This window comes from Variovorax sp. BGA-UO-ETr-C22 (genome assembly GCF_059567965.1).
Map to the genome: position 1 here is coordinate 732,550 of NZ_JCAQPA010000009.1, position 25,178 is coordinate 757,727.

The 25,178-nt window shown below is 67.2% G+C and carries 25 protein-coding genes; 12 read left to right on the top strand and 13 right to left on the bottom strand.

Features of this window, described 5'->3' with window-relative positions; all coding sequences use genetic code 11:
- Nucleotides 1-8: 8 nt before the first annotated feature.
- The 13 genes from ispG to AC57B8_RS13010 all read right to left on the bottom strand — a co-directional run bounded on the left by ispG (nucleotide 9) and on the right by AC57B8_RS13010 (nucleotide 13,837).
- Entirely contained in the window at nucleotides 9-1,307 is a 1,299-nt protein-coding gene (ispG, locus tag AC57B8_RS12950; RefSeq protein ID WP_496479811.1) for a flavodoxin-dependent (E)-4-hydroxy-3-methylbut-2-enyl-diphosphate synthase, read from the bottom strand.
- Between the two features lie 77 nt (nucleotides 1,308-1,384).
- Nucleotides 1,385-2,374, bottom strand: coding sequence for a terpene synthase family protein (locus AC57B8_RS12955; RefSeq protein WP_496479812.1), 990 nt, complete (start codon nucleotides 2,372-2,374; stop codon nucleotides 1,385-1,387).
- Between the two features lie 35 nt (nucleotides 2,375-2,409).
- Nucleotides 2,410-3,558 carry a Rieske 2Fe-2S domain-containing protein gene (locus AC57B8_RS12960; protein WP_496479813.1) on the bottom strand — a complete coding sequence of 383 codons (1,149 nt, stop codon included), beginning with the start codon at nucleotides 3,556-3,558 and terminating at the stop codon, nucleotides 2,410-2,412.
- Between the two features lie 55 nt (nucleotides 3,559-3,613).
- A complete protein-coding gene (ispH, locus tag AC57B8_RS12965; protein WP_496479814.1) occupies nucleotides 3,614-4,567 on the bottom strand; it encodes a 4-hydroxy-3-methylbut-2-enyl diphosphate reductase in 954 nt (317 codons plus the stop codon).
- A 25-nt stretch (nucleotides 4,568-4,592) separates the two neighbouring features.
- Complete coding sequence (locus AC57B8_RS12970; protein ID WP_083259397.1) at nucleotides 4,593-5,693, bottom strand: Rieske 2Fe-2S domain-containing protein; 1,101 nt, start codon at nucleotides 5,691-5,693, stop codon at nucleotides 4,593-4,595.
- Between the two features lie 51 nt (nucleotides 5,694-5,744).
- Nucleotides 5,745-6,617, bottom strand: coding sequence for a polyprenyl synthetase family protein (locus tag AC57B8_RS12975; protein ID WP_496479864.1), 873 nt, complete (start codon nucleotides 6,615-6,617; stop codon nucleotides 5,745-5,747).
- Between the two features lie 124 nt (nucleotides 6,618-6,741).
- Nucleotides 6,742-7,665, bottom strand: coding sequence for an SAM-dependent methyltransferase (locus AC57B8_RS12980; protein ID WP_496479815.1), 924 nt, complete (start codon nucleotides 7,663-7,665; stop codon nucleotides 6,742-6,744).
- 25 nt (nucleotides 7,666-7,690) lie between these two features.
- Nucleotides 7,691-8,632 (bottom strand): SAM-dependent methyltransferase, encoded by a 942-nt coding sequence (locus AC57B8_RS12985; RefSeq protein WP_369631538.1) that lies wholly within the window; start codon nucleotides 8,630-8,632, stop codon nucleotides 7,691-7,693.
- A 34-nt stretch (nucleotides 8,633-8,666) separates the two neighbouring features.
- A complete protein-coding gene (gene dxs, locus AC57B8_RS12990) occupies nucleotides 8,667-10,562 on the bottom strand; it encodes a 1-deoxy-D-xylulose-5-phosphate synthase (RefSeq protein WP_496479816.1) in 1,896 nt (631 codons plus the stop codon).
- A 411-nt stretch (nucleotides 10,563-10,973) separates the two neighbouring features.
- A complete protein-coding gene (gene lipA, locus AC57B8_RS12995) occupies nucleotides 10,974-11,957 on the bottom strand; it encodes a lipoyl synthase (RefSeq protein WP_062480166.1) in 984 nt (327 codons plus the stop codon).
- Nucleotides 11,958-11,964: 7 nt separating this feature from the next.
- Nucleotides 11,965-12,642 carry a lipoyl(octanoyl) transferase LipB gene (gene lipB / locus AC57B8_RS13000; RefSeq protein WP_062480168.1) on the bottom strand — a complete coding sequence of 226 codons (678 nt, stop codon included), beginning with the start codon at nucleotides 12,640-12,642 and terminating at the stop codon, nucleotides 11,965-11,967.
- Complete coding sequence (locus tag AC57B8_RS13005) at nucleotides 12,639-12,947, bottom strand: YbeD family protein (protein WP_095747011.1); 309 nt, start codon at nucleotides 12,945-12,947, stop codon at nucleotides 12,639-12,641. Before AC57B8_RS13005 ends, lipB begins: the two co-directional genes overlap by 4 nt.
- A complete protein-coding gene (locus AC57B8_RS13010; protein WP_496479817.1) occupies nucleotides 12,944-13,837 on the bottom strand; it encodes a D-amino acid aminotransferase in 894 nt (297 codons plus the stop codon). The genes AC57B8_RS13005 and AC57B8_RS13010 overlap by 4 nt, the downstream gene beginning before the upstream one ends.
- Before the next feature lie 137 nt (nucleotides 13,838-13,974).
- Between AC57B8_RS13010 and AC57B8_RS13015 the strand changes: the two genes are divergently transcribed.
- The 12 genes from AC57B8_RS13015 (at nucleotide 13,975) to AC57B8_RS13070 (ending at nucleotide 25,131) form a co-directional block, all read left to right on the top strand.
- Nucleotides 13,975-14,445 carry an ATP synthase subunit I gene (locus AC57B8_RS13015; protein WP_056576477.1) on the top strand — a complete coding sequence of 157 codons (471 nt, stop codon included), beginning with the start codon at nucleotides 13,975-13,977 and terminating at the stop codon, nucleotides 14,443-14,445.
- A 26-nt stretch (nucleotides 14,446-14,471) separates the two neighbouring features.
- On the top strand, nucleotides 14,472-15,350 hold the full coding sequence (atpB, locus tag AC57B8_RS13020) for a F0F1 ATP synthase subunit A (RefSeq protein ID WP_095747009.1): 879 nt from the start codon (nucleotides 14,472-14,474) through the stop codon (nucleotides 15,348-15,350).
- A gap of 49 nt (nucleotides 15,351-15,399) precedes the next feature.
- Nucleotides 15,400-15,669, top strand: a complete 270-nt coding sequence (gene atpE / locus AC57B8_RS13025; protein WP_056576471.1) for a F0F1 ATP synthase subunit C — start codon at nucleotides 15,400-15,402, stop codon at nucleotides 15,667-15,669.
- A gap of 33 nt (nucleotides 15,670-15,702) precedes the next feature.
- The gene (locus tag AC57B8_RS13030) at nucleotides 15,703-16,173 is read left to right on the top strand and encodes a F0F1 ATP synthase subunit B (protein WP_062480176.1); all 471 of its coding nucleotides are present in this window, start codon (nucleotides 15,703-15,705) and stop codon (nucleotides 16,171-16,173) included.
- Nucleotides 16,174-16,180: 7 nt separating this feature from the next.
- On the top strand, nucleotides 16,181-16,711 hold the full coding sequence (locus tag AC57B8_RS13035; RefSeq protein ID WP_062480178.1) for a F0F1 ATP synthase subunit delta: 531 nt from the start codon (nucleotides 16,181-16,183) through the stop codon (nucleotides 16,709-16,711).
- Between the two features lie 47 nt (nucleotides 16,712-16,758).
- A complete protein-coding gene (atpA, locus tag AC57B8_RS13040) occupies nucleotides 16,759-18,372 on the top strand; it encodes a F0F1 ATP synthase subunit alpha (RefSeq protein ID WP_062480180.1) in 1,614 nt (537 codons plus the stop codon).
- 33 nt (nucleotides 18,373-18,405) lie between these two features.
- Entirely contained in the window at nucleotides 18,406-19,281 is an 876-nt protein-coding gene (atpG, locus tag AC57B8_RS13045) for a F0F1 ATP synthase subunit gamma (RefSeq protein ID WP_062480182.1), read from the top strand.
- Nucleotides 19,282-19,324: 43 nt separating this feature from the next.
- On the top strand, nucleotides 19,325-20,740 hold the full coding sequence (atpD, locus tag AC57B8_RS13050) for a F0F1 ATP synthase subunit beta (protein WP_062480184.1): 1,416 nt from the start codon (nucleotides 19,325-19,327) through the stop codon (nucleotides 20,738-20,740).
- An 18-nt stretch (nucleotides 20,741-20,758) separates the two neighbouring features.
- Nucleotides 20,759-21,178: a F0F1 ATP synthase subunit epsilon gene (locus AC57B8_RS13055; RefSeq protein ID WP_062480186.1), complete on the top strand. Its 420-nt coding sequence runs from the start codon at nucleotides 20,759-20,761 to the stop codon at nucleotides 21,176-21,178.
- 248 nt (nucleotides 21,179-21,426) lie between these two features.
- Nucleotides 21,427-22,596, top strand: coding sequence for an ROK family protein (locus AC57B8_RS13060; protein ID WP_139705568.1), 1,170 nt, complete (start codon nucleotides 21,427-21,429; stop codon nucleotides 22,594-22,596).
- Complete coding sequence (locus AC57B8_RS13065; protein ID WP_496479818.1) at nucleotides 22,593-24,128, top strand: sugar ABC transporter ATP-binding protein; 1,536 nt, start codon at nucleotides 22,593-22,595, stop codon at nucleotides 24,126-24,128. Before AC57B8_RS13060 ends, AC57B8_RS13065 begins: the two co-directional genes overlap by 4 nt.
- Nucleotides 24,094-25,131 carry an ABC transporter permease gene (locus AC57B8_RS13070; RefSeq protein WP_139705526.1) on the top strand — a complete coding sequence of 346 codons (1,038 nt, stop codon included), beginning with the start codon at nucleotides 24,094-24,096 and terminating at the stop codon, nucleotides 25,129-25,131. The genes AC57B8_RS13065 and AC57B8_RS13070 overlap by 35 nt, the downstream gene beginning before the upstream one ends.
- The last annotated feature ends 47 nt before the right edge of the window (nucleotides 25,132-25,178 follow it).

Here is a 25,178-nt window from a genome sequence, read left to right on the forward strand (position 1 = left end):
CGGTGCCTTCAGACGGCAGCGATCGGCACGACGCGCTCGCGCGAAGACGGCTTCATCCACGCACCGAGCCGCTCACTCGCCTCGGCATCGGCGCCGTAGCGCGCGGCCACGTAGGTCTCGACCAGCCGCGTGAAGTCGTCGGCGATGTGCTCGCCCTTGAGCGTCAGCGCGCGTTCGCCGTCGATGTACACCGGCGCCACCGGCTGCTCGCCCGATCCCGGCAGCGAGATGCCCAGGTGCGCGAGCCGGCTCTCGCCGGGGCCGTTGACCACGCAGCCCATCACGGCCACGTGCATGTCTTCCACGCCCGGAAAGCGCAGGCGCCAGGCCGGCGCCTGCGCGTGCAGCCAGCCTTCGATCTGGCTGGCCAGCGACTGGAAGAAGGTGCTCGTGGTGCGCCCGCAGCCGGGGCAGGCCGTCACGCTGGGCGTGAAGGCGCGCAGGCCCATCGACTGCAGGATCTGCTGCGCCACCAGCACCTCGCGCGTGCGGTCGCCGTTCGGCTCGGGCGTGAGCGACACGCGGATCGTGTCGCCGATGCCCTGCTGCAGCAGCACGCCCATCGCGGTGGCCGAGGCCACGATGCCCTTGGAGCCCATGCCAGCCTCGGTCAGGCCCAGGTGCAGCGGGTAGTCGCAGCGCGCGGCGAGTTCGCGGTACACCGCGATCAGGTCCTGCCCCTGGCTCACCTTGGCCGACAGCACGATGCGATCGGGCGGCAGGCCGACGTCTTCGGCGCGCGCGGCGTTCTCCAGCGCCGAGACGATGAGCGCCTGGCGCATCACCTCGTCGGCCGGCTGCGGCTGCGCCGCCTGCCCATTGGCGTCCATCAGACGCGCCAGCAGCGCGGGGTCGAGGCTGCCCCAGTTCACGCCGATGCGCACCGGCTTGCCGTGGCGGCAGGCGATCTCGATGAGCTGGCAGAACTGCGCGTCGCGCTTGTCGCCCCGCCCGACGTTGCCGGGGTTGATGCGGTACTTGGCCAGCGCCTGCGCGCAGTCGGGGTACTGCGCGAGCAGGCGGTGGCCGTTGAAGTGGAAGTCGCCCACCAGCGGCACGTGCACCTGCTGGCGCGCGAGCGCATCGCGGATCGGCGCCACCTGCGCGGCGGCCTCTTCGTTGTTGACCGTGAGGCGCACCAGCTCGGCCCCCGCGCGCGCGAGCGCGGCGACCTGCGCCACGGTGGCGGCCGCGTCGGCGGTGTCGGTGTTGGTCATGGCCTGCACGGCCACGGGCGCGTCGCCGCCGATGCGCACGGTGCCGACGCGCACCTGCCGCGAGAGGCGGCGTGCGACGGGCGGTTTCATGGCGTGGCCTTGCCGACGCGCGTTGATGATCCGGGCATGGTCGAGGCTCCTTGGTCCATCGTGGCGGCACCCTGGCGCTACGGGCGGTCGAGCACGACGTGGCGCGAGCGCGTCCAGTCCCAGCCGTTGCCGCGGCTGTCCACGTAGCGGTCGTTCTCCAGGATCCAGCGCAGGTTGCCGGCGCACATCAGGCCGAAGCTGTCCAGGTACAGGCCGAAGCGATCGGCGTCGGGGCGATGGGCGTAGCGGCGGCGCAGCAGCTCGCAGGCGTCGACGCGCGTGCGGTCGGCCTCGCGGATGCGCTGGCAGAGGATGTCCGCGGCCTCCTGCGGGCTGTGGCCGTGCGCCATGCGCAGGCTTTCCATCGCGTTGAGGGTCACGCCCACGGCATGCTCCTTGTGATGGGAGAGCAGGTCGTTGACCAGCGCGACGTGCTCGTTGGTGGCCAGGATGGCGCGCTGCAGGTCGGCGTCCTGCGCCAGCAGCTCGGTCAGGTCCAGGTCGTAGATGAACTCGGAGACCGGGAAGTAGGGCAGCAGCCCCGTGTTGGGATGGCGCAGTGCAAGAAACTCGTCGTACGGCAGCACCTTGCCTTCGGCCACCAGCCCGGCCTCCACTTCCACGCTGTCGAACCAGGCCTTCCACTCCAGGCAATAGCGGCGGTAGACCTGCGGCGACATGGACTGCCTGAGCCGGCCGAAGATGTCCGCGGCCGCGCGTGCCAGCGGGTGGCCCTCCAGCAGCGCGACGTCGCCGTCGCCGCACACCGCGTGCCGGCCCAGCGGCATGTCGTCGATGGCCAGGATGAGGCCCGTCACGCACGAGGTCAGGAAGATGCGGTCGGCCGAGCCGATCGGAAACAGCAGGCAATCCCACATCGGAAGGTGCAGGCGCAGGAATTTCAGCCGCGTCGCTTCGTCCGGAAACGGCAGGAACTCGCGGCCCCAGGCGGCATTGCGCTCGTCGATCACCGGGTAGTCGGTGTGGATCTTCGGGGGCACGCTGCAGAACATCTTCGGGATATGGAAGCTCACTTCGGGAAAGACGATGCGGTCGGGGTAGTTCATGGTGGGGTTCCGGTGGTCTTGGGGTGGGCCGTGGGTCAGGAAACAGGCGCGAGGGGCTCTGCCGATGCACCGGCTGCGCCCGCACCCGAGGCCGCCGACGAGACCGGCGGCACCGGGCGGATGGGAAAGACGCGCTTGTCGGTGGACGACGGCGGATAGAACCGGGCAGACCAGCGCCGGAACTCCGCAATCCCGCGATCGCCCCGGAGCAACTTGGGACGGCCGAGGAAGGCGCGGGCGTTCCAGATCGGAAAGTCGATCTGGGCAAAGCTGGCCAGCCAGCGCTTGGCCACCGGACCCAGCAGCGCATAGGCGGCCCGTCGCAGCGGCCGGGGCAGGCGTTCGAAGAGCGCGAGCTCAAAGGTGTCGATCCAGCTCATGGTCCATTCCATGGGCGCGGTGGGCGTGGAGTACAGCATCGTGATCACGCGAAAACCGATGCGGGACATCTCGCTTTCCGCCTGCACATGGCCCATGCCGAACTGTCGCATGCGCATGCGCATCGGCTGCCCGTGCCAGCGCGCGGTCAGCAGCGTTTCCATCCAGCAGTCGCCCACCTCGTAGGTCGCGGCGGTGTCCGTCAGTCCGTGGAGCCAGCCGAAATGCACCTGGTCGACGCTGTTCTCGCCAGTGTCCTGGGGATAGCCGCGCATCTCGTGGCTGCTGTGCTGCGGCGGCGATGCGAACGCGCTCAGGTCGCGCTCGGGCACCTCCCAGTTCGGCGGCCGGTTCTCGTGGTCCGCCCACACCATCACCGCGCCGTTGACTTCCTTCGTGTAGCGCAGCGTGAGCGATGCATCGGGAGGCGTGGTGCCCTGCCCGGTGCGCACGCAGCCGCCCTCGGGGCTGAACGCCAGGCCATGGAACGGGCAGACCAGTTCCTCGCCCTGCACCTTGCCTCCCACGCCGAGGTGGGCCCCCAGGTGCGGACAGTAGGGGTCGATGGCGCAGGCGCGCCCCGCGGCCGTCCGGTACAGCACCAGGTCCTGGCCCATGAAGGGCACGGTGCGCACGGTGCCCGGTGGGAGGTCCCGGCTGAAGCAGACCGAGAACCAGCCGTTGGGGTAGGGCAGCGGTGCGCGTGTTTCACCCACGGTGCTGCGCCTGTTCGATGGCATGCCGCCGGATGCAGGCGGGGCGACGTCGCTGGCCGTGGCCTGGGGGAGGGCTGCAGTTCTCGTCATCATCTTCTCCGTTGACGGTGGGCGTGCGCGGGCGCGGCGATGCGCGCACCCGGCGTCATGGCGTGGCCACCTCGGCGGCGGCGGCCTCCGCGGCGAGTTCGGCCGGCAGCCGGAACACCACGTGCTCCTCGCGTCCGGGCAGCGTCAGCAGTTCCACCTCGGCCAGCCGGCGCAGCGCGGCCACCACGTCCTGCACCATGGTCTCGGGCGCCGAGGCGCCGGCGGTGACGCCCACCGCGCCGGCGTCGCGCACCCAGTCGGGCTTGAGCTCGCTGCCCTGCGCGATGAGGTAGCTGCGCACGCCGGCCTGCGCCGCGATCTCGCGCAGGCGCTGCGAGTTGGAACTGTTCTGCGCGCCGACCACCAGCACCACGTCGACCTGCTGGCTCAGTTCGCGCACGGCCGTCTGCCGGTTCTGCGTGGCGTAGCAGATGTCGCGCGTGTCGGGGCCGACGATCTGCGGAAAGCGCCGCTGCAGCGCGTCGATGATGCCGCGCGTGTCGTCCACCGACAGCGTGGTCTGCGTGATGTAGGCCAGCGGCGCGTCGGCATCGAGCACCAGCGCGTCCACGTCGGCCTCGGTCTGCACCAGCGTGACCGGCGCCGGAATCTGCCCCAGCGTGCCCGTCACCTCGGGGTGCCCGGCGTGGCCGATGAGGATCAGCGCATAGCCCTTGGCAGCATAGCGGCGCCCCTGCTCGTGCACCTTGGTGACCAGCGGGCAGGTGGCATCGATCGCGCGCAGGCCGCGCACGCGGGCTTCTGTTTCCACCGCGCGGCTCACGCCGTGCGCGCTGAAGATCGCGACCGCGTCGGTGGGCACCTCGGCGAGTTCTTCGACGAACACCGCGCCCTGCGCCTTCAGGCCGTCGACGACGTGCTTGTTGTGGACGATCTCGTGGCGCACGTACACCGGTGTGCCGTGGCGCCGCAGCGCGTGCTCCACCGTGTCGATGGCCCGCACGACGCCGGCGCAGAAGCCTCGGGGCTGGGCAAGGATGACGCGCATGGTGGGAGCTCCTGGTGGGGGTGGTTCATCGTTCCGCCGACGCTCTCAGGACCGGCTCGGTGTCCGCGTCGCCGGGCGGGGTGGCGGGATAGAACTGCGCGGACCAGCGGCGGAAGGCGGCGATGGAGCGGTCGCCCGCCATGAGGGCGGGGCGCTTGAGGAAGGCGCGGGTGCGCCAGAACGGCATGTCCTCGCTGGAGAACGAGATCAGCCAGCGATGCGCCATGGGGTTGAGCACGCGGTAGGCGAGCTTTCTGGCGGGCGAGGGCCAACCGTCGAACCGCGCGACGCTGGGGATGTCGATCCAGCGGAAGGTCCAGCGCAGCGGTGCGATGGGCGTGGCATAGACCAGCGTCGTGACCCGCAGGCCGAACTCCGGCATCTCGTTTTCCGCCCGGGTGTGCCCGAGGCCGAAGTTGGTCAGGCGCATGTTCAGCCGCTTGCCCTTCCAGCGCGCGCTGATCGAGACGGTGAGCGTGTGCTGCTCCATCTCGTGCGTCATCGCGGCCTCGGTGAGGCCGTGAAGCGATCCGAAATGGATCATGTCCACGCTGTTCTCTCCCACGGCGTCGCCGTAGCCGTCGAGTTCCCTCTGTCCGTACTGCGGGTAGATGCGGTCGTCGAGGTCGAGGCTCGGAAAGTCCCATTCGGGCGGGATGTCCTCGCTGTGGCGCCACACCATGACCACGCCGTTCGCTTCCTTGGCGTAGCGGCTCGTCAGCGCTGTGCGCGGCGGGGTCTGGCCCGGGCAGGCGCGCACGCACGCGCCATCGGGACCGAACACCAGGCCGTGGAACGCGCAGGTCAGGTGCTCGCCGTCGATCGTGCCGCCGTGCCCGAGGTGGGCGCCCAGGTGCGGGCAGTACGGCTCGATGACGCGAAGCAGGCCCGACGCCGTGCGGTAGACGACCAGGTCCTGTCCCATGAACGGGACGGTGATCAATGCGCCCGGCCTGACTTCGTGGCTGAAGCACACGGCGAACCATCCGTTGGTGTAGGGCAGCGGCATGCGCGTGTCGCCCGAGGCGCTGCGCGTGTGCAGCAGCGGCTTGCGGGCACTCACGAGCCGCGGGGCGTGCTCGCCGGCGTGGGGGCCGGTCATGAGGCGGGTCGAGGGTTCAGTCATGGCCGAGGCTCCTTGTTCGAAGGCGGGGGGACGCACCTGTGCGCGGGCGGCTCAGTGCGCGCGCTGGATGACCAGGTCGGCCAGCTGGCCGAGACGCCGGGCCCCGGGCCCGAGCGGTGCAAGCGCGGCGTGGGCGCGTTCGCGCAGTTCGCCGGCCAGCGCGCGCGAGGCCGCCAGGCCGAGCATCGACACGCAGGTCGGCTTGTCGTCGTCGGCGTCCTTGCCGGCGGTCTTGCCCAGCGTGGCCGTGTCGGCGGTCGCGTCGAGGATGTCGTCGACCACCTGAAAGGCCAGGCCGATGGCGTTGCTGTAGTCGTCGAGCGCGCGGTACAGCGCGGCGTTGGCCGGCGTGTCGGCCAGGCCGCACAGCGCGCCCATGCGCACGGCCGCACGGATCAGTGCGCCGGTCTTCATGCGGTGCATCTGTTCGAGCGCCGGCTGGCTCAGCGACCGGCCCGCGCTTTGCAGGTCGATGGCCTGGCCGCCCACGAGGTGGCGAGAGCCGGCGGCCTGCGCCAGCTCGCGCACCAGCGCGATGCGACGCTCGGCCGGCAGCGGCAGTTCGCTCAGCGTGAAGAAGGCCTGCGCCTGCAGCGCGTCGCCCACGAGGATCGCGGTGGCTTCGTCGTAGGCCACATGCACGGTGGGCTTGCCGCGGCGCAGGTCGTCGTCGTCCATCGCGGGCAGGTCGTCGTGCACGAGCGAGTAGACGTGGACCATCTCGATGGCGGCGCCCGTGGCGTCGAGCGCATCGGGCGGCGCTTCGGCGAGGGCGCCCGCCGCCTGGCACAACAAGGGGCGGATGCGCTTGCCGCCGCCGAGCGCGGCATAGCGCAATGCCTCGTGCAGGCGCGTGGGCCGGGTGTCGGGCGGCGGCAGGTGCAGGTCGAGGGCCGTTTCGATGCGGCGGGTGGTGCCCTGCATCCACGCGTCGAAGGCACCGGCGGGTTCGATGCCGGTGCGCGAGACCGCGCGTGCCTCGTCCTGCCACGGAGCTTCTTGGTTCACTCAGGTCTTCCCGGGGTGGGGTCGGGTCGGTGCGCGGGACTCAGGTCCGCCGCGCAATGAAGCTGAACGACGAGGCTTTGTCCTTGAGCAGCGCGTCCGAGAAGCTCACGGCGATGTCGCGCAGCTCGGTGAACGTGGCGGTCTTGCTGGTCGGGTGGTGCGCGTCCAGGTTGTCCTTGACCAGCCCGTACCAGCGGATCACCTCCGCATTCGAGGGCAGCACGCGCTGGTCGAGCACCGCGAAGCCGTGGCGCTCGAGCACCTGCTTCACGCCGTCGGGCGTCTTGCGGTAGCCCGACGCGGCGCGGTCGACCTTGTCCGGGATGTGCGACTTGTAGGTCGCCAGGTCCACCTTGTAGAGGCTTTCCGAAATGATGACAGTGCCGCCCGTGCGCATGCGCGCCGACAGCGAGGCCATGGCCTGCTCCAGCACCTCGGGCGTGAAGTGGATCAGGCTGCCGCGCAGGATGGCCAGGTCGTAGGGCACCTGCGGATCGGGCAGCTCGCCGATGTCCTTGGCGTTGCATTGGTACAGCCGCACGCGGTCGGCCAGGCCTTCGTGCGCGATGAGCTCGCGCGCGCATTCCAGTTGCGGGCGGCTCACGTTCACGCCGTCGATGCGCGCGCACTGCGGGTAGCGCTGCGCAATGAACTTCAGCACCGGGCCCCAGCCGCAGCCGATGTCGATCGCGCGGCGCACGGTGGCCGGCGAGAGGTCGGCGCCGGCCTGCTCGGCGAGTTCGAACTGGTGCTCCATGTGGCGCCGGCCGGAGGCGTCGAGCGGGAGGTCGTGCGGGTCCATCTTGTCGTCGAACACGCCGTACTGGTACCAGAGCTCGTTGCCGATCGCCTTGCGCCACTGGTCGGGCGTGTCGGCATAGACCTGCTCGATCTTGTCCTGGTAGTGGTCGAGGCTGCGGCTGTGGATGACGTCGATGCCGACGGCTTGCGCGGATGCTTGCATGGTGTGGGCGCTCCTTGTGGGGGATTCAGACGCGTCGCGCGATGACGCTGTAGGTCGAGAACTTGTCCTTGATCAGCGCGACCGAGAGGCTGACCGCCATGACGCGCAGCTCTTCCAGCGGCGGCGGGATGGTGTCCGGCGTGAAGTTCTTCTCGATGTTTTCCTTCACGTCGGTGAACCAGCGCGCCACGTCGATGTTGCGCGGGAGCACGCGCATGTCTTCGACGATGAAGCCGCTCTCTTCGAGCACGCGGCGGAAGTAGGCCGGCGTCTTGCGGTGCTTGCAGGCGAGGCGGTCAACCTCGTCCTCGATGTCGGAGCGGTAGTTGTCCAGCGGGATGTTGTAGAGGTTGTCGGAGATGACGACCTTGGCGCCCGGGCGCATGCGCGCGGCGACCTGCTTCATCGAGCGTTCGTACAGGTCGTTGGGAAAGTGCGAGATGACGCCGCGGATCGTTACCAGGTCGTAGGGCGTGTCGGGGTTGGGCAGCAGGGCGACGTCCTGCGCGTCGCACAGGTACAGGTTCACGCGGTCGCTCAGGTGCTGCTGGGCGTGGTACCGAGCGCAGTGCGCGAGCTGCGTCTCGCTGATGTTGATGCCGTCGAGCTGGCGGCATTGCGGAAAGTGCTCCGCGAGGTAGCGCAGGCCGAAGCCCCAGCCGCAGCCCACGTCGAGGATGCGCCGAATGGGGAAGGGCGGGGGCTGGTCCAGGCCCGCGATTTCCATCTGCTGGTCGAAGTAGCGCAGGCCCGATTCGTTGAGCGAGATCGGCGGCACCGAGCGCGGGTCGTCGTAGACGCCGAACTGGAACATCAGGTCCTCGCCGATGGCCTTGCGCCAGTCCTCGGGGTCGTCCTGGTAGGTGTACTCGACCTTGGCGTGGTACGGGTTGGCCTCGGCACCCCGGATCACTTGAAGCGAAGGCGGGGCGGGCGCGTCGATGCGGCGTGCGGTGGCTGTGCTCATCGGGTTCTCCTGTGGCTGGCGGTCACGGTGGGTTTCAGGAAACGAGGCTCATGCGAGCCGTGCGGAACGCGGGGGCGTTGGCATCGAAGAACGCCTGGATCGACTGCACCAGTCCGTCGGCATCCAGGCCGTGGGCCGCAAGCAATCGGGCGCAGTCGCCGTGCTCGACGAACTGGTCGGGCAGGCCCAGTTGCAGCGACGGAATCAGCACGCCCTGCGCGGCCAGTGATTCGAGGCAGGCGGCGCCGGCGCCGCCCATCACGCAGCCTTCCTCGACGGTCACGAGCACGTCGTGCGTCTCGGCGAGCGAGAGCACCAGGTCAGCGTCGAGCGGCTTGACGAAGCGCATGTTGGCCACCGTGGCGTCGAGCCGCTCGGCGGCGGCCAGGCTGGGCGCGACCATGGTGCCGAAGGCCAGGATGGCGATGCGCGCGCCCATGGGCTGCGTCGACTCGCGCCGCACCTGGCCGCGGCCGATGTGCAGCGGCTGCAGCGCGCGCACGGGCAGCGCGCCGGGCCCGCCGCCGCGCGGGTAGCGCACGGCGGCGGGGCCGTCGTGGCGCAGGGCGGTGTGCAGCATCTGGCGGCACTCGTCCTCGTCGGACGCGGCCATCACGACCATGTTCGGAATGCAGCGCAGGTAGGCGACGTCGAAGGCACCCATGTGCGTCGCGCCGTCGGCGCCGACGATGCCGGCGCGGTCGACCGCGAACACGACCGGCAGGTTCTGCAGCGCCACGTCGTGGATCAGCTGGTCGTAGGCGCGCTGCAGGAAGGTCGAGTAGATGGCGACCACCGGCCGCATCCCCGCCGCCGCGAGGCCCGCGGCGAAGGTCACGGCGTGCTGCTCGGCGATGCCGACGTCGAAGTAGCGCTCGGGAAAGCGGCGCTCGAAGTCCATCAGCGCCGAGCCCTCGCGCATGGCCGGCGTGATGGCGACCACGCGCGCATCGGCCTCGGCCTCGTCGCAGAGCCAGTCGCTGAAGACCTGGGCGTAGGTCGGCCTGGCGGGGGCGGCTGCCGGGGCGGTCTTGATGCCGGCGGCGGGGTCGAACTTGCCGGGGCCGTGGTACAGGACCGGGTCCTGCTCGGCCGGGCGGTAGCCGTGGCCCTTCTGCGTGACGATGTGCAGCAGCTGCGGGCCCGGCTGGGCCTGCAGCTTCTGCAGGGCCGGGATCAATGCGCCCAGGTCGTGGCCGTCGATGGGGCCGGTGTAGTGGAAGCCGAATTGCTCGAACAGGGTGGCGGGCGACAGGCCGAGCTCCGAGGGCTCGCAGGGGGCCAGCGCCGGGCGCATGGCGCGCAATCTTTGCCGGCTGGCTTCATTGGCGCTGGCATAGGCGCGTTCCGAAATCAATCCGCCCAGATAAAGGCGCAGCATGCCGACGGGTGGCGAAATCGACATGTCGTTGTCGTTCAATATCACCAATAAGCGGCCGCAGGCCTGCGTATTGTTCATGGCCTCGAAGGCCATGCCGGCGCTCAAGGCCCCGTCGCCAATCACCGCGATGGCGTGGTCGGTCGAATTGGAAATGCGGGCGGCCTGTGCAAATCCCAGGGCGGCGGAAATGGACGTGCTGGAATGCGCGGTGCCGAAATGATCGTGCTCGGATTCGGCGCGCCTGGGAAATCCGGAAATACCGCCGAATTGGCGCAAGGTGGGCATGGCCTGGCGCCGGCCGGTCAGGATCTTGTGGGCGTAGCTTTGGTGGCCCACGTCCCAGATGATGCGGTCGCGCGGGGTGTCGAACACGTAGTGCAGGGCGACCGTCAGCTCGACCGTGCCCAGGTTGGAGGCGAAGTGGCCGCCCGTGCGGGACACGCTGTCGACGATGAAGGATCGCAATTCATCCGCAAGGCCCGGCAATTGCGCAATGCCGAGCTGGCGCAGCGAATGGGGCGAATCGATGGCTTCGAGCAGGGCATGCATTCCGGTTTCTCCGTGAGATGGAAACGCGCGGGCCGTGGCGACTGAATTCTTTATGCGATGCGGTACTGGCTAATTTCGGACAAAACAATGCCTTGGAAATTGACGGTTCAATTTCCTTGTCAAAGCCTCCGAGGGAACCTGAAAGCGCGTCGGCTCCGGGTTTTTAATTCCGGGTCGGGCGAAATCAGGAGGTCAGCGTATGGGATGGATTTGGCACGCGCAAGCGAATGCGGCTGCAAATTTTTTGATACCCCGGGTTATTTACCCCCGAGGTCTTAATCAGTTTTTTGGATGGCGCGGCGCGCGCGCACGACCGCCGCGGCCGTTCGAAAACGGCCGTGGTGCGAGGTCAGGGGGGAGAGGAGGGAGGGGCGCCGACGCCCGCGCATGGCGGGCGCTCGGGCGATGCCGTCAGACGCCGGCGGCGTGCGCCTGCTGGTCGGCGTGGTAGCTGGAGCGCACCATCGCGCCCACGGCCGCGTGGCTGAAGCCCATCTTGTAGGCCTCTTCCTCGAACATCTTGAAGGTGTCGGGGTGCACGTAGCGGCGCACCGGCAGGTGCGAGCCCGACGGCGACAGGTACTGGCCGATGGTCAGCATGTCGATGTCGTGGGCGCGCATGTCGCGCATCACCTGCAGGATCTCTTCGTCGGTTTCGCCCAGGCCGACCATGATGCCGCTCTTGGTCGGCACGTTGGGGTGCAGCGCCTTGAACTTCTTCAGCAGGTTCAGGCTGAACTGGTAGTCGCTGCCCGGGCGCGCTTCCTTGTACAGGCGCGGCGCGGTTTCCAGGTTGTGGTTCATCACGTCGGGCGGCGCGGCCTTGAGGATTTCCAGCGCGCGGTCGTCGCGGCCGCGGAAGTCGGGCACCAGGATTTCGATCTGCGTCATCGGCGAGAGCTCGCGGATGTTGCTGATGCAGTCGACGAAGTGCTGGCTGCCGCCGTCGCGCAGGTCGTCGCGGTCGACGCTGGTGATCACCACGTACTTCAGGCGCAGCTTGGCGATGGTCTTGGCCAGGTTGAGCGGCTCGTCTTTGTCCAGCGGGTCGGGGCGGCCGTGGCCCACGTCGCAGAACGGGCAGCGGCGCGTGCACTTGTCGCCCATGATCATGAAGGTGGCCGTGCCGTTGCCGAAGCACTCGCCGATGTTCGGGCACGAGGCTTCTTCGCAGACCGTGTGCAGGTTGCTTTCGCGCAGGATCTGCTTGATCTCGTAGAAGCGCGTGGTGGGGCTGCCGGCCTTGACGCGGATCCACTCGGGCTTCTTGAGCACTTCGCCGGTCTGCACCACCTTGACGGGGATGCGCGAGAGCTTGGCCGCGGCCTTCTGCTTGGCCAGCGGGTTGTAGGTTTCGGCGCTCTGGGCGTCGCGGACGACTTCGGTGGTGCTCATTGGTGTGTCAAGGAGCCAGGAAAGCCCCGAGCTTTTGGCTCAGCACTTTGGCGGCTTCTTCCCATGTGGTTTGGACGCCGATTGTAGAAAGGTCGACCGTTTGCAGCCCCGCGTAGCCGCAAGGGTTGATGCGCGAGAAGGGTTCGAGGTCCATCGCGACATTGAGCGACACACCGTGGTAAGTGGCGTGGCGGCTCACCTTGATGCCCAGCGCGGCGATCTTGCCCAGGCCCCGGAACGGGTCGGCGCCGGGCATCGGGCCGGTGAGGGCGGCGTGCGAGAACGGGTCGTCCAGGCGCACGTAGATGCCCGGCGCGCCCGCCACGCGGTGGCCCGTCACGCCGAAGTGGGCGAGCGTGCGCAGCACCGATTCCTCGATGCGGTAGACGTATTCCTTGACGTAGTAGCCCGCGCGCCGCAGGTCGATGAGCGGGTAGGCCACCACCTGGCCCGGGCCGTGGAAGGTGACCTGCCCGCCCCGGTCGGTCTGCACGACCGGGATCGGGCCGGGGGCCAGGATGTGGTCAGTCTTGCCCGCCAGCCCCTGCGTGAACACGGGGTCGTGCTCGCAGATCCAGAGCGCGTCGGGCGTCTCGGGCGTGCGCTCCTGCGTGAAGCGCTGCATCGCCGCATAGGTGGCGAGGTAGTCGGCCCGGCCGAGCCACTGCGCTTCGAGGGGCGTCAAAGAACGACTTTCACCATCGGGTGCGCGGACAGGGCGCGGTAGAGGTCGTCGAGCTGCTCGCGGCTGGTGGCGGTGACGGTGATGGTCACGCCCAGGTAGTTGCCGGCCTTGCTGTCGCGCAGCTCGACCGTGGTGGCGTCGAAGGCCGGGTCGAAGCGCTCGGCGATCTGCGTGATCGCGTGCACGAAGCCGTCGACCTTCGCGCCCATCACCTTGATGGGGAACTGCGAGGGGTACTCGATCAGCGATTCCTTGCGCGGATCGGGGATCGATGCGGTGTCGGTAGGGGGCGTTGTGTCGGTCATGCGGTGGCTCCTGGCGCGTCGGCGTTGCGTTGCTTGGCCTGTTGGTAGGCGGCATACAAGCTCTGGTAGATGGGGCCGGGATGGCCATTGCCAATGGCCTGGCCATCGAGTGTGACGACGGGCAACACTTCCTTGGTGGCCGAGGACAGCAGCAGCTCGTCGGCGCCGAACACCTCGTCGCGCGACACGCGCCGCAGCGCGAAGGGAATGCCGCTGTCCCGGCACAGGCGCTCGAGCAGGCCATAGCGGATGCCGGTCAGCACGAGGTTGTCCTTGGGCGGGCCGATGAGCGTGCCGTCCTTCACGATCCACACGTTGCTCGACGAGGCCTCGCTGAGCCAGTCGCCGCGGAACATCACGGTCTCGGTGGCGCCGGCCTCGACGCTGATCTGCCGCGCGAGCACCGCGCCCAGCAGGCTGGTGCTCTTGATGTGGGCCTTCTGCCAGCGGAAGTCGTCGGCGGTGACGCAGGCCACGCCCTTGGCGCGCACCGCATCGGCCACGGGCGGCAGGGGGTTCACCATCGCGAACACGGTGGGGCGCAGGCCGCGCACCATGACGTGGTCGCGCGGCGCCACGCCGCGCGAGACCTGGAAGTAGATCGCCTGCGGCGCCTTGCCCTGCGGCGCGGCGAGCTGCATTGCAATGGCGCGCCATTCGTCGCGGGTGTAGGGGTTGTCGATCTGCAACTCGGCCAGCGAACGCTCGAGGCGCGCGATGTGTTCATCGAAGCAGAAGGGCACGCCGAAGTAGACGGGGATCACTTCGTAGATGCCGTCGCCGAAGATGAAGCCGCGGTCGAGGACGCTGATCTTCGCGTCGCGCAGGGGGGTGAATTCGCCGTTGAGAAAACACGGCGTGTCGGGCAGTGCCGAGGTGATGTCTTGCATCCGCAAATTATGGGCGGACGCCACACTCGGTGCAGAACTGTCGACGAAGTGTCACGTTATGGCGGGACCCCGCTAGGTTTTACTTATAATCAATGGCTTTGTAAAATTCTCCGGGGACAAACACGGGGTGCATTCGAATGACAACCAACGCCCCTGTCCCTGAGGTTGACGCCGAAGAATCCGATTTCAAGCCACTCACGGCCGAAGAGGCCCAGAAGTTGCGCGAGCAAAACCCCGAGCTGTCACCCTGGTGGGTGATCGCAGCCCAAGTGGCTGCAGGCGTGGTGGTAGCTTGCCTGGCGTGGATCTGGACGGCGCGATCCGAGGCTGCAATCTCGGCGTTTTACGGAGCCATGACAGTAGCGATCCCCGCGGCCTTGTTTGTCCGCGGTGTCCGGCGCAAACCGGGCATGCCGTCGCAGGCTGTCATGTTGAGGTTTTTTGTGTGGGAGATGATCAAGATCGCGCTGACCGTTGCCTTGCTGGCCGCGGCGCCGTGGCTGATCGGGGGGCTCGTCTGGCTGGCCATGGTGGCTGGCGTGGTGGTCGCCATGAAGATGTACTGGGTGGCACTGTTGGTGCGGCCCAAATTTTTGAACCGGATTTGACTGTTTTGGAAGAGAGACGCTGAAAGATGGCCGCCGAAGGACACGCCCCGACCGCGAGTGAATACATCGTTCACCACCTCCAGCACTGGCAAGTCGACTGGAGCCTCAAGCCCGTCGTTCAATCCGCCATTGTTGACTTCAACGTCATCAACCTCGACTCGGTGCTCTACGCGCTGATCATCGGCGCATTGGGCTGCTTCGTGCTGTGGCTGGCTGCCCGCAAGGCAACGCCCGGCGTGCCCGGCCGTTTCCAGGCGGCGGTCGAGATCCTGGTCGAGATGGTCGACAACCAGGCCAAGGCCAACGTGCACAACGCCGCGAGCCGCAAGTTCATCGCCCCGCTGGCGCTCACCGTGTTCGTCTGGATCTTCCTGCTGAACGCGATGGACATGCTGCCGGTCGACCTGCTGCCGGCCATCTGGACCCAGGTCTACTCGGCCCTGGGCCACGATCCGCACCACGCCTACATGCGTGCCGTGCCGACCGCCGACCTCTCGACCACGCTCGGTCTTTCGACTTCCGTGCTGCTCCTGTGCCTCTTCTACAGCGTCAAGGTCAAGGGCCTGGGCGGCTGGGGCCACGAGCTGATCACCGCGCCCTTCGGTGCCCACCCTCTGCTGTGGCCCGTCAACCTGCTGATGCAGGTCATCGAGTACCTGGCCAAGACGGTCTCGCACGGCATGCGGTTGTTCGGCAACATGTATGCGGGCGAGCTCGTCTTCATGCTCATCGCCCTCATGGGCGGTGCCATGGCGGCCTCGTTCTCCGGTGTGTTGCTGCCCATCGGGCACATCATTGCCGGCACTGTCTGGGCGATCTTCCACATCCTGGTGATCACGCTGCAGGCTTTCATCTTCATGATGCTGACCCTGATCTATCTGGGCCAGGCGCATGAGGCGCATTGAGTTTCCCTTTTTCTTTTCGTTTGCTTTAAATCTGTTCTAAGGAGTCATCATGGAAAACATTCTCGGTCTCGTCGCTCTCGCTTGTGGTCTGATCGTCGGTCTCGGCGCCATCGGTGCTTCCATCGGCATCGCGCTGATGGGTGGCAAGTTCCTGGAATCGTCGGCCCGTCAACCTGAGCTCATGAACGACCTGCAGACCAAGATGTTCATCTTGGCTGGTCTGATCGACGCGGCTTTCCTGATCGGCGTGGCCATCGCCCTGCTGTTCGCCTTCGCCAACCCGTTCGCCGCGACCCTGCTGGCCAACCTGCCCAAGTAAGCCGGTTCAACGCCACTCCAGAAAGGTGTTGCCGTGAGTATCAACGCGACCCTGTTCGTTCAGGCCATCGTCTTCTTGCTGCTGGTGCTGTTCACGATGAAATTCGTGTGGCCGCCCATCGCGAAGGCTTTGGATGAACGCGCACAAAAGATCGCTGCGGGCCTGGCGGCCGCCGAGAAGGCCAAGGCTGAACTCGCTTCCGCCAACCAGCGCGTCGAGCAGGAACTGGTTCAGTCTCGCAACGAGACCACCAGCCGCCTGGCCGATGCCGAGCGCCGCGCCCAGCAGATCATCGAAGAGGCCAAGGGCCGTGCAACGGTGGAGGCCAACAAGATCGTGGCCGACGCGCACGCCGAAGCCGAACAGCAGTCCGTGCGTGCCCGTGAAGCCCTGCGTGAGCAGGTTGCTGCGCTGGCCGTCAAGGGTGCCGAGCAGATTCTCCGCAAGGAAGTCAACGCCGGTGTCCACGCCGACCTGCTCCAGCGCCTGAAGACCGAGCTCTGAGGACGATATGGCCGAACTTGCGACCATTGCCCGCCCCTACGCGGACGCGCTCTTCGGGGCTACTTCGAGCGACCTCGAAGGCACGGCCGGATGGATCGGCCAGCTGGCCGCCATCACTGCCGATCCGCAGCTCCTGCAGTTCGCTGCCGACCCGAAGGTGTCGCCGGAACAGATCTTCGATCTGATCTCCGGTCTGCTGCCGCAAGCCTTGCCGGACACCGGCAAGAACTTCCTGCGCACGGTGATCGACAACGGCCGGCTTGCTGCATTGCCTGAAGTCGCGGCCCAGTACCGCGAGCTCAAGAACGCCAAGGGCGGCACGGCCGACGCGGTGATCTACAGCGCCTTCCCGATCGACGCGGCGAGCCTCGCCGAGGTCGCCGTGGCACTGCAGCGCCGTTTCGGTCGCCCGCTGAACACGCGTGTGGAATCCGATCCTTCGCTGATCGGCGGCATCCGTGTGGTGGTGGGGGACGAAGTCCTCGACACCTCCGTCAAGGCGCGTCTCGAACAAATGAAAGCAGCGCTCACCGCCTGAGGCGGCGAGCCGCGGTTGGCCCTATTTATTGAAAGAAGGAAAGAGTCATGCAACTCAATCCCGCAGAAATTTCCGAACTGATCAAGAGCCGCATCGAAGGCCTTGGCGTCAGCGCCGACATCCGCAACCAGGGCACCGTGGTCTCGGTGACCGACGGCATCGTGCGCGTGCACGGCCTGTCGGACGCGATGCAAGGCGAAATGCTGGAGTTCCCGCCCACGGCTGACGGCACGCCGTCGTTCGGCCTGGCGCTGAACCTCGAGCGCGACTCGGTCGGCGCCGTGATTCTGGGCGAGTACGAGCACATCTCCGAAGGCGACACCGTCAAGTGCACGGGCCGCATCCTGGAAGTGCCCGTGGGCCCCGAGCTCATCGGCCGCGTGGTGAACGCACTGGGCCAGCCGATCGACGGCAAGGGTCCGATCAACGCCAAGATGACCGACGTGATCGAAAAGGTTGCACCTGGCGTGATCGCACGGAAGTCCGTCGACCAGCCGATGCAGACCGGCCTGAAGTCGATCGACTCCATGGTGCCCGTCGGCCGTGGCCAGCGCGAGCTGATCATCGGTGACCGCCAGACCGGCAAGACGGCAGTGGCGATCGACGCGATCATCAACCAGAAGGGTCAGAACATGACCTGCGTCTACGTTGCGATCGGCCAGAAGGCTTCGTCGATCAAGAACGTGGTGCGCTCGCTGGAACAAGCCGGCGCGATGGACTACACCATCGTGGTGGCCGCATCGGCCTCCGAATCGGCTGCCATGCAGTACGTGTCGGCCTACTCGGGCTGCACGATGGGCGAGTACTTCCGCGACCGCGGCCAGGACGCCCTGATCGTCTATGACGACCTGTCCAAGCAAGCCGTGGCCTACCGTCAGGTGTCGCTGCTGCTGCGCCGCCCGCCAGGCCGCGAAGCCTACCCCGGCGACGTGTTCTATCTCCACAGCCGTCTGCTCGAGCGCGCAGCCCGCGTGAACGCCGACTACGTCGAAGCCTTCACCAAGGGTGAAGTCAAGGGCAAGACCGGTTCGCTGACGGCCCTGCCGATCATCGAAACGCAAGCCGGCGACGTGTCCGCCTTCGTTCCGACCAACGTGATCTCGATCACCGACGGCCAGATCTTCCTGGAAACCAGCCTGTTCAACGCCGGCATCCGTCCCGCCATCAACGCCGGTATCTCGGTGTCGCGCGTGGGCTCGTCGGCGCAGACCAACCTGATCAAGAACCAGTCGGGCGGTATCCGTACCGACCTGGCCCAGTACCGTGAACTGGCCGCGTTCGCGCAGTTCGCTTCCGACCTGGACGAAGCGACCCGCAAGCAACTCGACCGCGGTGCGCGCGTGACGGAACTGCTCAAGCAGACCCAGTACAGCCCGCTGCCGATCTCGCTGATGAATGCCACGCTGTTCGCAGTGAACAAGGGCTTCATGGACGACATCGACGTCAAGAAGGTGCTCCCGTTCGAACACGGCTTCCACCAGCTGCTGAAGACGAGCCACGCCGCCCTGCTCGAAACCATGGAAAAGCATGGTGCCAAGTGGGACGTCAAGCCGGCCAAGCCGGACGACAGCGCGGAAAAGCAGGCCTTCAAGAAGGTGTGCCAGGACGCCGAAGCCGAACTGCTGGCAGCAGCCACCTCGTTCAAGAAGTCGTTCGCCTGAGCGACCTTTTGACCGACGCAAGAAGGAGCTCATATGGCAGCTGGTAAGGAAATCCGCGGCAAGATCAAATCGGTGGAGAACACCAAGAAGATCACCAAGGCCATGGAAATGGTCTCGGTTTCCAAGATGCGCAAGGCGCAAGAGCGCATGCGTGCCGCACGCCCCTACAGCGAGAAGATCCGCAACATCGCGGCGAACCTTGGCAAGGCGAATCCCGAGTACACGCACGCCTTCATGAAGAAGAACGACGCCAAGGCGATCGGCTTCATCATCGTGACGAGCGACAAGGGCCTGTGCGGTGGCTTGAACACCAACCTGCTGCGCGCCGTGACGGCCAAGCTGCGCGAAGCGCAGTCGGCCGGCGTGGCGATCGAGTCGGTCGCCATCGGCAGCAAGGGCCTGGGCTTCCTGAACCGCATCGGTGCCCGCGTGGTGGCGCACGTCACCCACCTGGGTGACACGCCGCATCTGGACAAGCTCATCGGCCCGGTCAAGACGCTGCTGGACGCTTACGCGGAAGGCAAGCTCTCGGCCGTGTACCTGTGCTACACGAAGTTCATCAACACGATCAAGCAGGAGCCGCTCGTCGAGCAGCTGCTGCCGCTGGCCGCGGACTCGCTGCAAGTCGAGGAAGGCCAGCACTCGTGGGACTACATCTACGAGCCCGATGCGCAAAGCGTGATCGACGAGCTGCTGGTCCGCTATGTCGAGTCGCTGGTCTACCAGGGCGTGGCAGAAAACATGGCGTCCGAGCATTCGGCGCGGATGGTGGCCATGAAGGCTGCCACCGACAACGCAGGCAACGTGATCAGCGAGCTGAAGCTGGTCTACAACAAGACCCGCCAGGCCGGCATCACCAAGGAGCTCTCGGAAATCGTTTCGGGCGCTGCGGCGGCCGCCGGTGTCTGAGCCCTTCGGACCTCAACAGATTTAAATTTTTATCGGAGCAGACATGGCTCAAGCAGAAGCAGTTCAAGGCAAGATCGTTCAGTGTATTGGCGCTGTGGTCGACGTGGAATTCCCGCGCGACAAGATGCCCAAGATCTACGACGCCCTCAAGTTCGAAGGCAGCGCACTGACGCTCGAAGTCCAGCAGCAGCTCGGCGACGGCGTGGTCCGCACGATTGCGCTGGGTTCTTCCGACGGCCTGCGCCGCGGCCTGATCGTGACCAACACGCAAGCCCCCATCACCGTGCCCGTGGGCAAGGCGACGCTGGGCCGCATCATGGACGTGCTGGGCGCGCCCATCGACGAGCGTGGTCCGGTCGACCAGACGCTGACCGCCTCCATCCACCGCAAGGCTCCCGCGTACGACGAACTGTCGCCCTCGCAAGACCTGCTGGAAACCGGCATCAAGGTGATCGACCTGGTGTGCCCGTTCGCCAAGGGCGGCAAGGTGGGCCTGTTCGGTGGTGCCGGCGTGGGCAAGACCGTGAACATGATGGAACTCATCAACAACATCGCCAAGGCTCACTCGGGTCTGTCGGTGTTCGCCGGTGTGGGTGAACGTACCCGTGAAGGCAACGACTTCTATCACGAGATGGCCGACTCCGGCGTCGTGAACCTCGAGAAGCTCGAAGACTCCAAGGTCGCCATGGTCTACGGCCAGATGAACGAGCCCCCGGGCAACCGTCTGCGCGTGGCCCTGACCGGCCTGACCATCGCCGAGTCGTTCCGCGACGAAGGCCGCGACGTGCTGTTCTTCGTGGACAACATCTACCGCTACACGCTGGCCGGTACCGAAGTGTCGGCACTGCTGGGCCGCATGCCTTCCGCCGTGGGCTACCAGCCGACGCTGGCCGAGGAAATGGGCCGCCTGCAAGAGCGCATCACGTCGACCAAGGTCGGCTCGATCACCTCGATCCAGGCCGTGTACGTCCCTGCCGACGACTTGACCGACCCGTCGCCTGCCACGACCTTCGCCCACCTGGACTCGACCGTGGTGCTGTCGCGTGACATCGCTTCGCTGGGTATCTACCCCGCCGTGGATCCGCTGGACTCGACCTCGCGCCAGCTCGACCCGAACGTGGTCGGCGAAGAGCACTACAACGTGGCCCGCGCCGTGCAAGGCACGCTGCAGCGCTACAAGGAACTGCGCGACATCATCGCGATTCTGGGCATGGACGAACTGGCTCCCGACGACAAGCTCGCCGTGGCCCGCGCCCGCAAGATCCAGCGTTTCCTGTCGCAGCCGTTCCACGTGGCCGAAGTGTTCACGGGTTCGCCGGGCAAGTACGTGCCGCTGTCGGAAACCATCCGCGGCTTCAAGATGATCGTGAACGGCGAAGCCGACCACCTGCCGGAACAAGCGTTCTACATGGTCGGCACCATCGACGAAGCGTTCGAAAAAGCCAAGAAGGTCGCCTAAGGCGGCATGGGAACTCAGATGGCAAACACCATTCACGTCGACGTGGTCAGCGCGGAAGAGTCGATCTTCTCGGGCGAAGCCAAGTTCGTCGCGCTGCCCGGTGAAGCCGGTGAGCTCGGCATCTATCCGCGTCACACACCGCTGATCACGCGCATCCGCCCCGGCGCCGTGCGCATCGAGACGGCCGACGGCGGCGAAGAGTTCGTCTTCGTGGCCGGTGGCATCCTCGAAGTGCAGCCCGACGCCGTCACCGTGCTGTCCGACACCGCGATCCGCGGCAAGGACCTCGACGACGAGAAGGCCAACAAGGCCAAGGCGGCCGCCGAGGAAGCGCTGAAGAACGCGAAGAGCGACATCGATATCGCGATGGCGCAGTCGGAACTGGCCGTGATGGCTGCGCAGATCGCTGCGCTGCGCAAGTACCGCCAAAAGAAGTAATCGATGCCGCTGCCTTCGGGCAGAAGCAAAGAAAAAAGCCGCCTCCGGGCGGCTTTTTTTCGTCCCTCCTCGCCAGGACGAAGGTGCGTTCGATCTGAAATAGGTCGAAGTTCAGCCTTGCCCGGCTGAAGATGCCCTCCTAGTATTCGCCTTCGCCCGGCGACCGGTGCTTTTTGACCGGCGCCTTTCCCACAAGAAGAGCGGAGACAACACGCGTGGCACCCTGGAGCGGCATCACGACCGACGAAATGCGGTTGCTGGAATCGACCTTCTGGTCGGCCGGCGGCTCTCGCCATGCCATGGCCGAGCAGCTGGGCTTCTCCAAGAGCAAGGCCAACGCGCTCATCGCCGGCCTGGTCGACCAGGGCCTGCTGGCCGAGGCCGGCCTGCAGCGCTCCTCGGGCGGTCGCCGCGCCGAAAACCTCCAGCTCAATGCCGAACTCGGCGTGCTCGTCGGCATCGACATCGGCGCCACCAGCCTCGATGTCGCGGTGCTGCGCCCCGACCTCACGGTGCTCGCCCAGCACGAGGAAGCGGCCGACGTGCGCGAAGGCCCGGCCGTGGTGCTGGCCCGCGTGCGCGTGCTCATGCGCGAACTGCTGGCCCGCTGCGGGCAGGGCCCGCGGAACGTCCTGGGCATCGGCATCGGCGTGCCCGGCCCCGTCAACTTCGAGATCGGTCAGCTCGTGAACCCGCCGCTCATGCCGGCCTGGGACAGCTTCTCGATCCGCGACTACCTGCGCGAGGACTATGCGGCGCCGGTGTTCGTCGACAACGACGTCAACCTGATGGCGCTCGGCGAGCTGTGGCGGCTGCGGCGCTCTCTCTCCAATTTCCTCGTGATCAAGATCGGCACCGGCATCGGCTGCGGCATCGTCTGCCACGGCGAGGTGTACCGCGGCGCGGCCGGCTCGGCTGGCGACGTGGGCCACATCTGCGTCGACCAGGAAGGCCCGCGCTGCCATTGCGGCAACCTGGGCTGCGTCGAGGCGATGGCGGCGGGCCCTGCGATCACGCGCATGGCGATGCAGGCGGCCGAAGCCGGTGAAAGCGCGACGCTCGCCGAATGCCTGCGCACGCGCGGGCGCATCGATGCCTTCGACGTGGGCCAGGCCAGCCGCGGCGGCGACCCGGCGGCCAACGCCATCATCCAGCGCGCGGGCAGCCTGATCGGGCAGATGCTCGCGTCGGTCGTCAACTTCTTCAATCCCTCGCACGTGTTCATCGGCGGCGGCATCACGCGCATCGGGCCGTTGTTTCTCGCGGCCGTGCGCCAGAGCGTCTACCAGCGCTCGCTGGCGCTGTCGACGCGGCACCTCGAGATCCAGTACACGCCGCTGGGCACGCAGGGCGGCCTCGTCGGTGCTGGCGTGCTGGCGATGCAGGAAACGCTCAAGGCCCGCGGGGTGGCGCCATGACGAACGCCGTGGCAACCAAGGGCAGCGTGGCCGTCGAGTTCGACGGCGTGGTGAAGGCCTTCGGCCCCGTGCAGGTGCTGCACGGCGTGAGCTTTGCGCTCGCGCCGGGGCGCGTGTACGGCCTGCTCGGCGAGAACGGCGCGGGCAAGTCCACGCTCATGAAGATCCTGTCGGGCTACGAGTCGCTGACCGGCGGCACCTTGCGCGTCAACGGCCAGCCGCAAAGCTTCACGAGCTCGCGCGATGCCGAAGCGCTGGGCATCGTGCTGATCCACCAGGAGTTCAACCTCGCCGAAGACCTCAGCGTGGCGCAGAACATCTTCCTGGGCCACGAAAAGAAGAAGGGCTGGCTGCTCGACGACGCCGCGATGGAGCGCGATGCTGCCGCCGCGCTCGCCGCCGTCGGCCTGGCCATCGACCCGCGCACCAAGGTGCGCCGCCTCATCGTCGCCGAGAAGCAGCTCGTCGAGATCGCGAAGGCCATCGCCCGTCGCGCGCGCCTGCTCGTCATGGACGAGCCCACCGCCACGCTCACGCCCGGCGAGACCGAGCGCCTGTTCAAGCTCATCGCGCAACTGCGTGCCGACGGCGTGACCATCGTCTACATCTCGCACAAGCTCGACGAGGTGGAGCAGGTCACCGACGAGGTGATCGTGATGCGCGACGGCCGCTTCGTGGCGCGCGCACCGACGCCCGATGTCTCGCGCCAGCAGATGGCCAATCTCATGGTGGGCCGTGAACTCGCCGACCTGTACCCGCCGCGCGACCTCGTCGTGGCGGCCGATGCGCCCGCCCTGCGCGTGCGCAATTTCAGCGTGCCCGGCTGGGCGCAGGACGCGAGCTTCGAGGTGCGCCCCGGCGAGATCCTCGGCTTCGCGGGCCTCGTCGGCGCGGGCCGCACCGAGCTGTTCGAAGGCCTGCTCGGGCTGCGCCCCGCCAGCGGCACGGTCGAAATGCGCGGCGAGCCCGTGCCGCACGGCAAGGGCTGGCGCAACCCCCGCGATGCCGCGAAACACGGCCTCACCTACCTCAGCGAAGACCGCAAGGGCAAGGGCCTGCACGTGCACTTCGGCCTGCGCCAGAACCTCACGCTGATGGCGCTGGAGCGCTACGCCCAGCCCTGGCTGAAGCCCGACGCGGAACGCGTGGCGCTCGGCGAGGCGGTGAAGGACTACGGCATCCGCACCGGCTCGCTCGACGTGCGGGCCTCGTCGCTGTCGGGCGGCAACCAGCAGAAGCTCGCGCTCGCCAAGGTGCTGCAGCCACAGCCCAAGGTGGTGGTGCTCGACGAGCCCACGCGCGGCGTGGACATCGGCGCCAAGCGCGACATCTATTTCCTGATCCAGCGACTCGCCCGCGAAGGCCTCGCGGTGATCGTCGTCTCGTCCGAGCTGATGGAACTGATCGGCCTGTGCCACCGCGTCGCGGTGATGCGCGCGGGCCGGCTCGTTGCCACGCTGGACGCGACCCACCTGACTGAAGAGGAGCTCATCGCTCATGCCACCGGAACCGCAGACACCCACGCAGCCTGACGCCGCTCAGCAGCCGCAGCAGCAACACCGCAGCGAAGGCACGCCGCGCTGGACCGAGCGCCTGCACGGCCTCGGCCCGGTCATCGGCCTCGTGCTGCTGTGCATCGCGGGCACGCTGCTCAACGGCGACTTCGCCACCGTCGACAACGCGATGAACGTGCTCACGCGCACCGCCTTCATCGGCATCATCGCGGTGGGCATGTGCTTCGTGATCATCTCGGGCGGCATCGACCTGTCGGTGGGCTCGATGGCCGCGCTCATCGCGGGCAGCGTGATCATGTTCATCAACTGGGCCGGGCCCGCCTCGGGCTCCCCGCTGATGGCGGTGATGATGGGCGCGGTGCTCGCCGTGGTGCTGGGCGCGCTGTTCGGCCTGGCGCACGGCCTGCTCATCACCAAGGGACGCATCGAGCCCTTCATCGTGACGCTGGGCACGCTGGGCATCTTCCGCGCGTACCTCACGTACTTTGCCGACGGCGGCGCGCTCACGCTCGACAACGAGCTGTCGGACCTTTACGCGCCGGTCTACTACGCGAGCCTCGCGGGCATCCCCGTGCCGGTGTGGGTGTTCGTGATCGTCGCAGTCATCGGCGGCGTCATCCTGAATCGCACGGCCTACGGACGCTACGTGCAGGCCATCGGTTCCAACGAGCAGGTGGCGCGCTACGCCGCCGTGGACGTCGATCGCGTGAAGATCCTCACCTACGTGCTGCTCGGCGTGTGCGTGGGCATTGCCACGCTGTTGTACGTGCCGCGCCTGGGCTCGGCCTCGCCGACCACCGGCCTGTTGTGGGAGCTCGAAGCCATTGCCGCGGTGATCGTCGGCGGCACCGCATTGAAGGGCGGCGCGGGCAGCATCACCGGCACGGTGGTGGGCGCGATCCTGCTCTCGGTCATCAGCAACATCCTGAACCTCACCAGCATCATCAGCGTGTACCTCAACGCAGCCGTCCAGGGCTTCGTGATCATCGTCGTCGCGTTCCTGCAGCGCGGACGCCGCTAGTTTTTCGTTGTTCGTTCCGTTCCCGTTCCACCACCCAAGAGGAGACA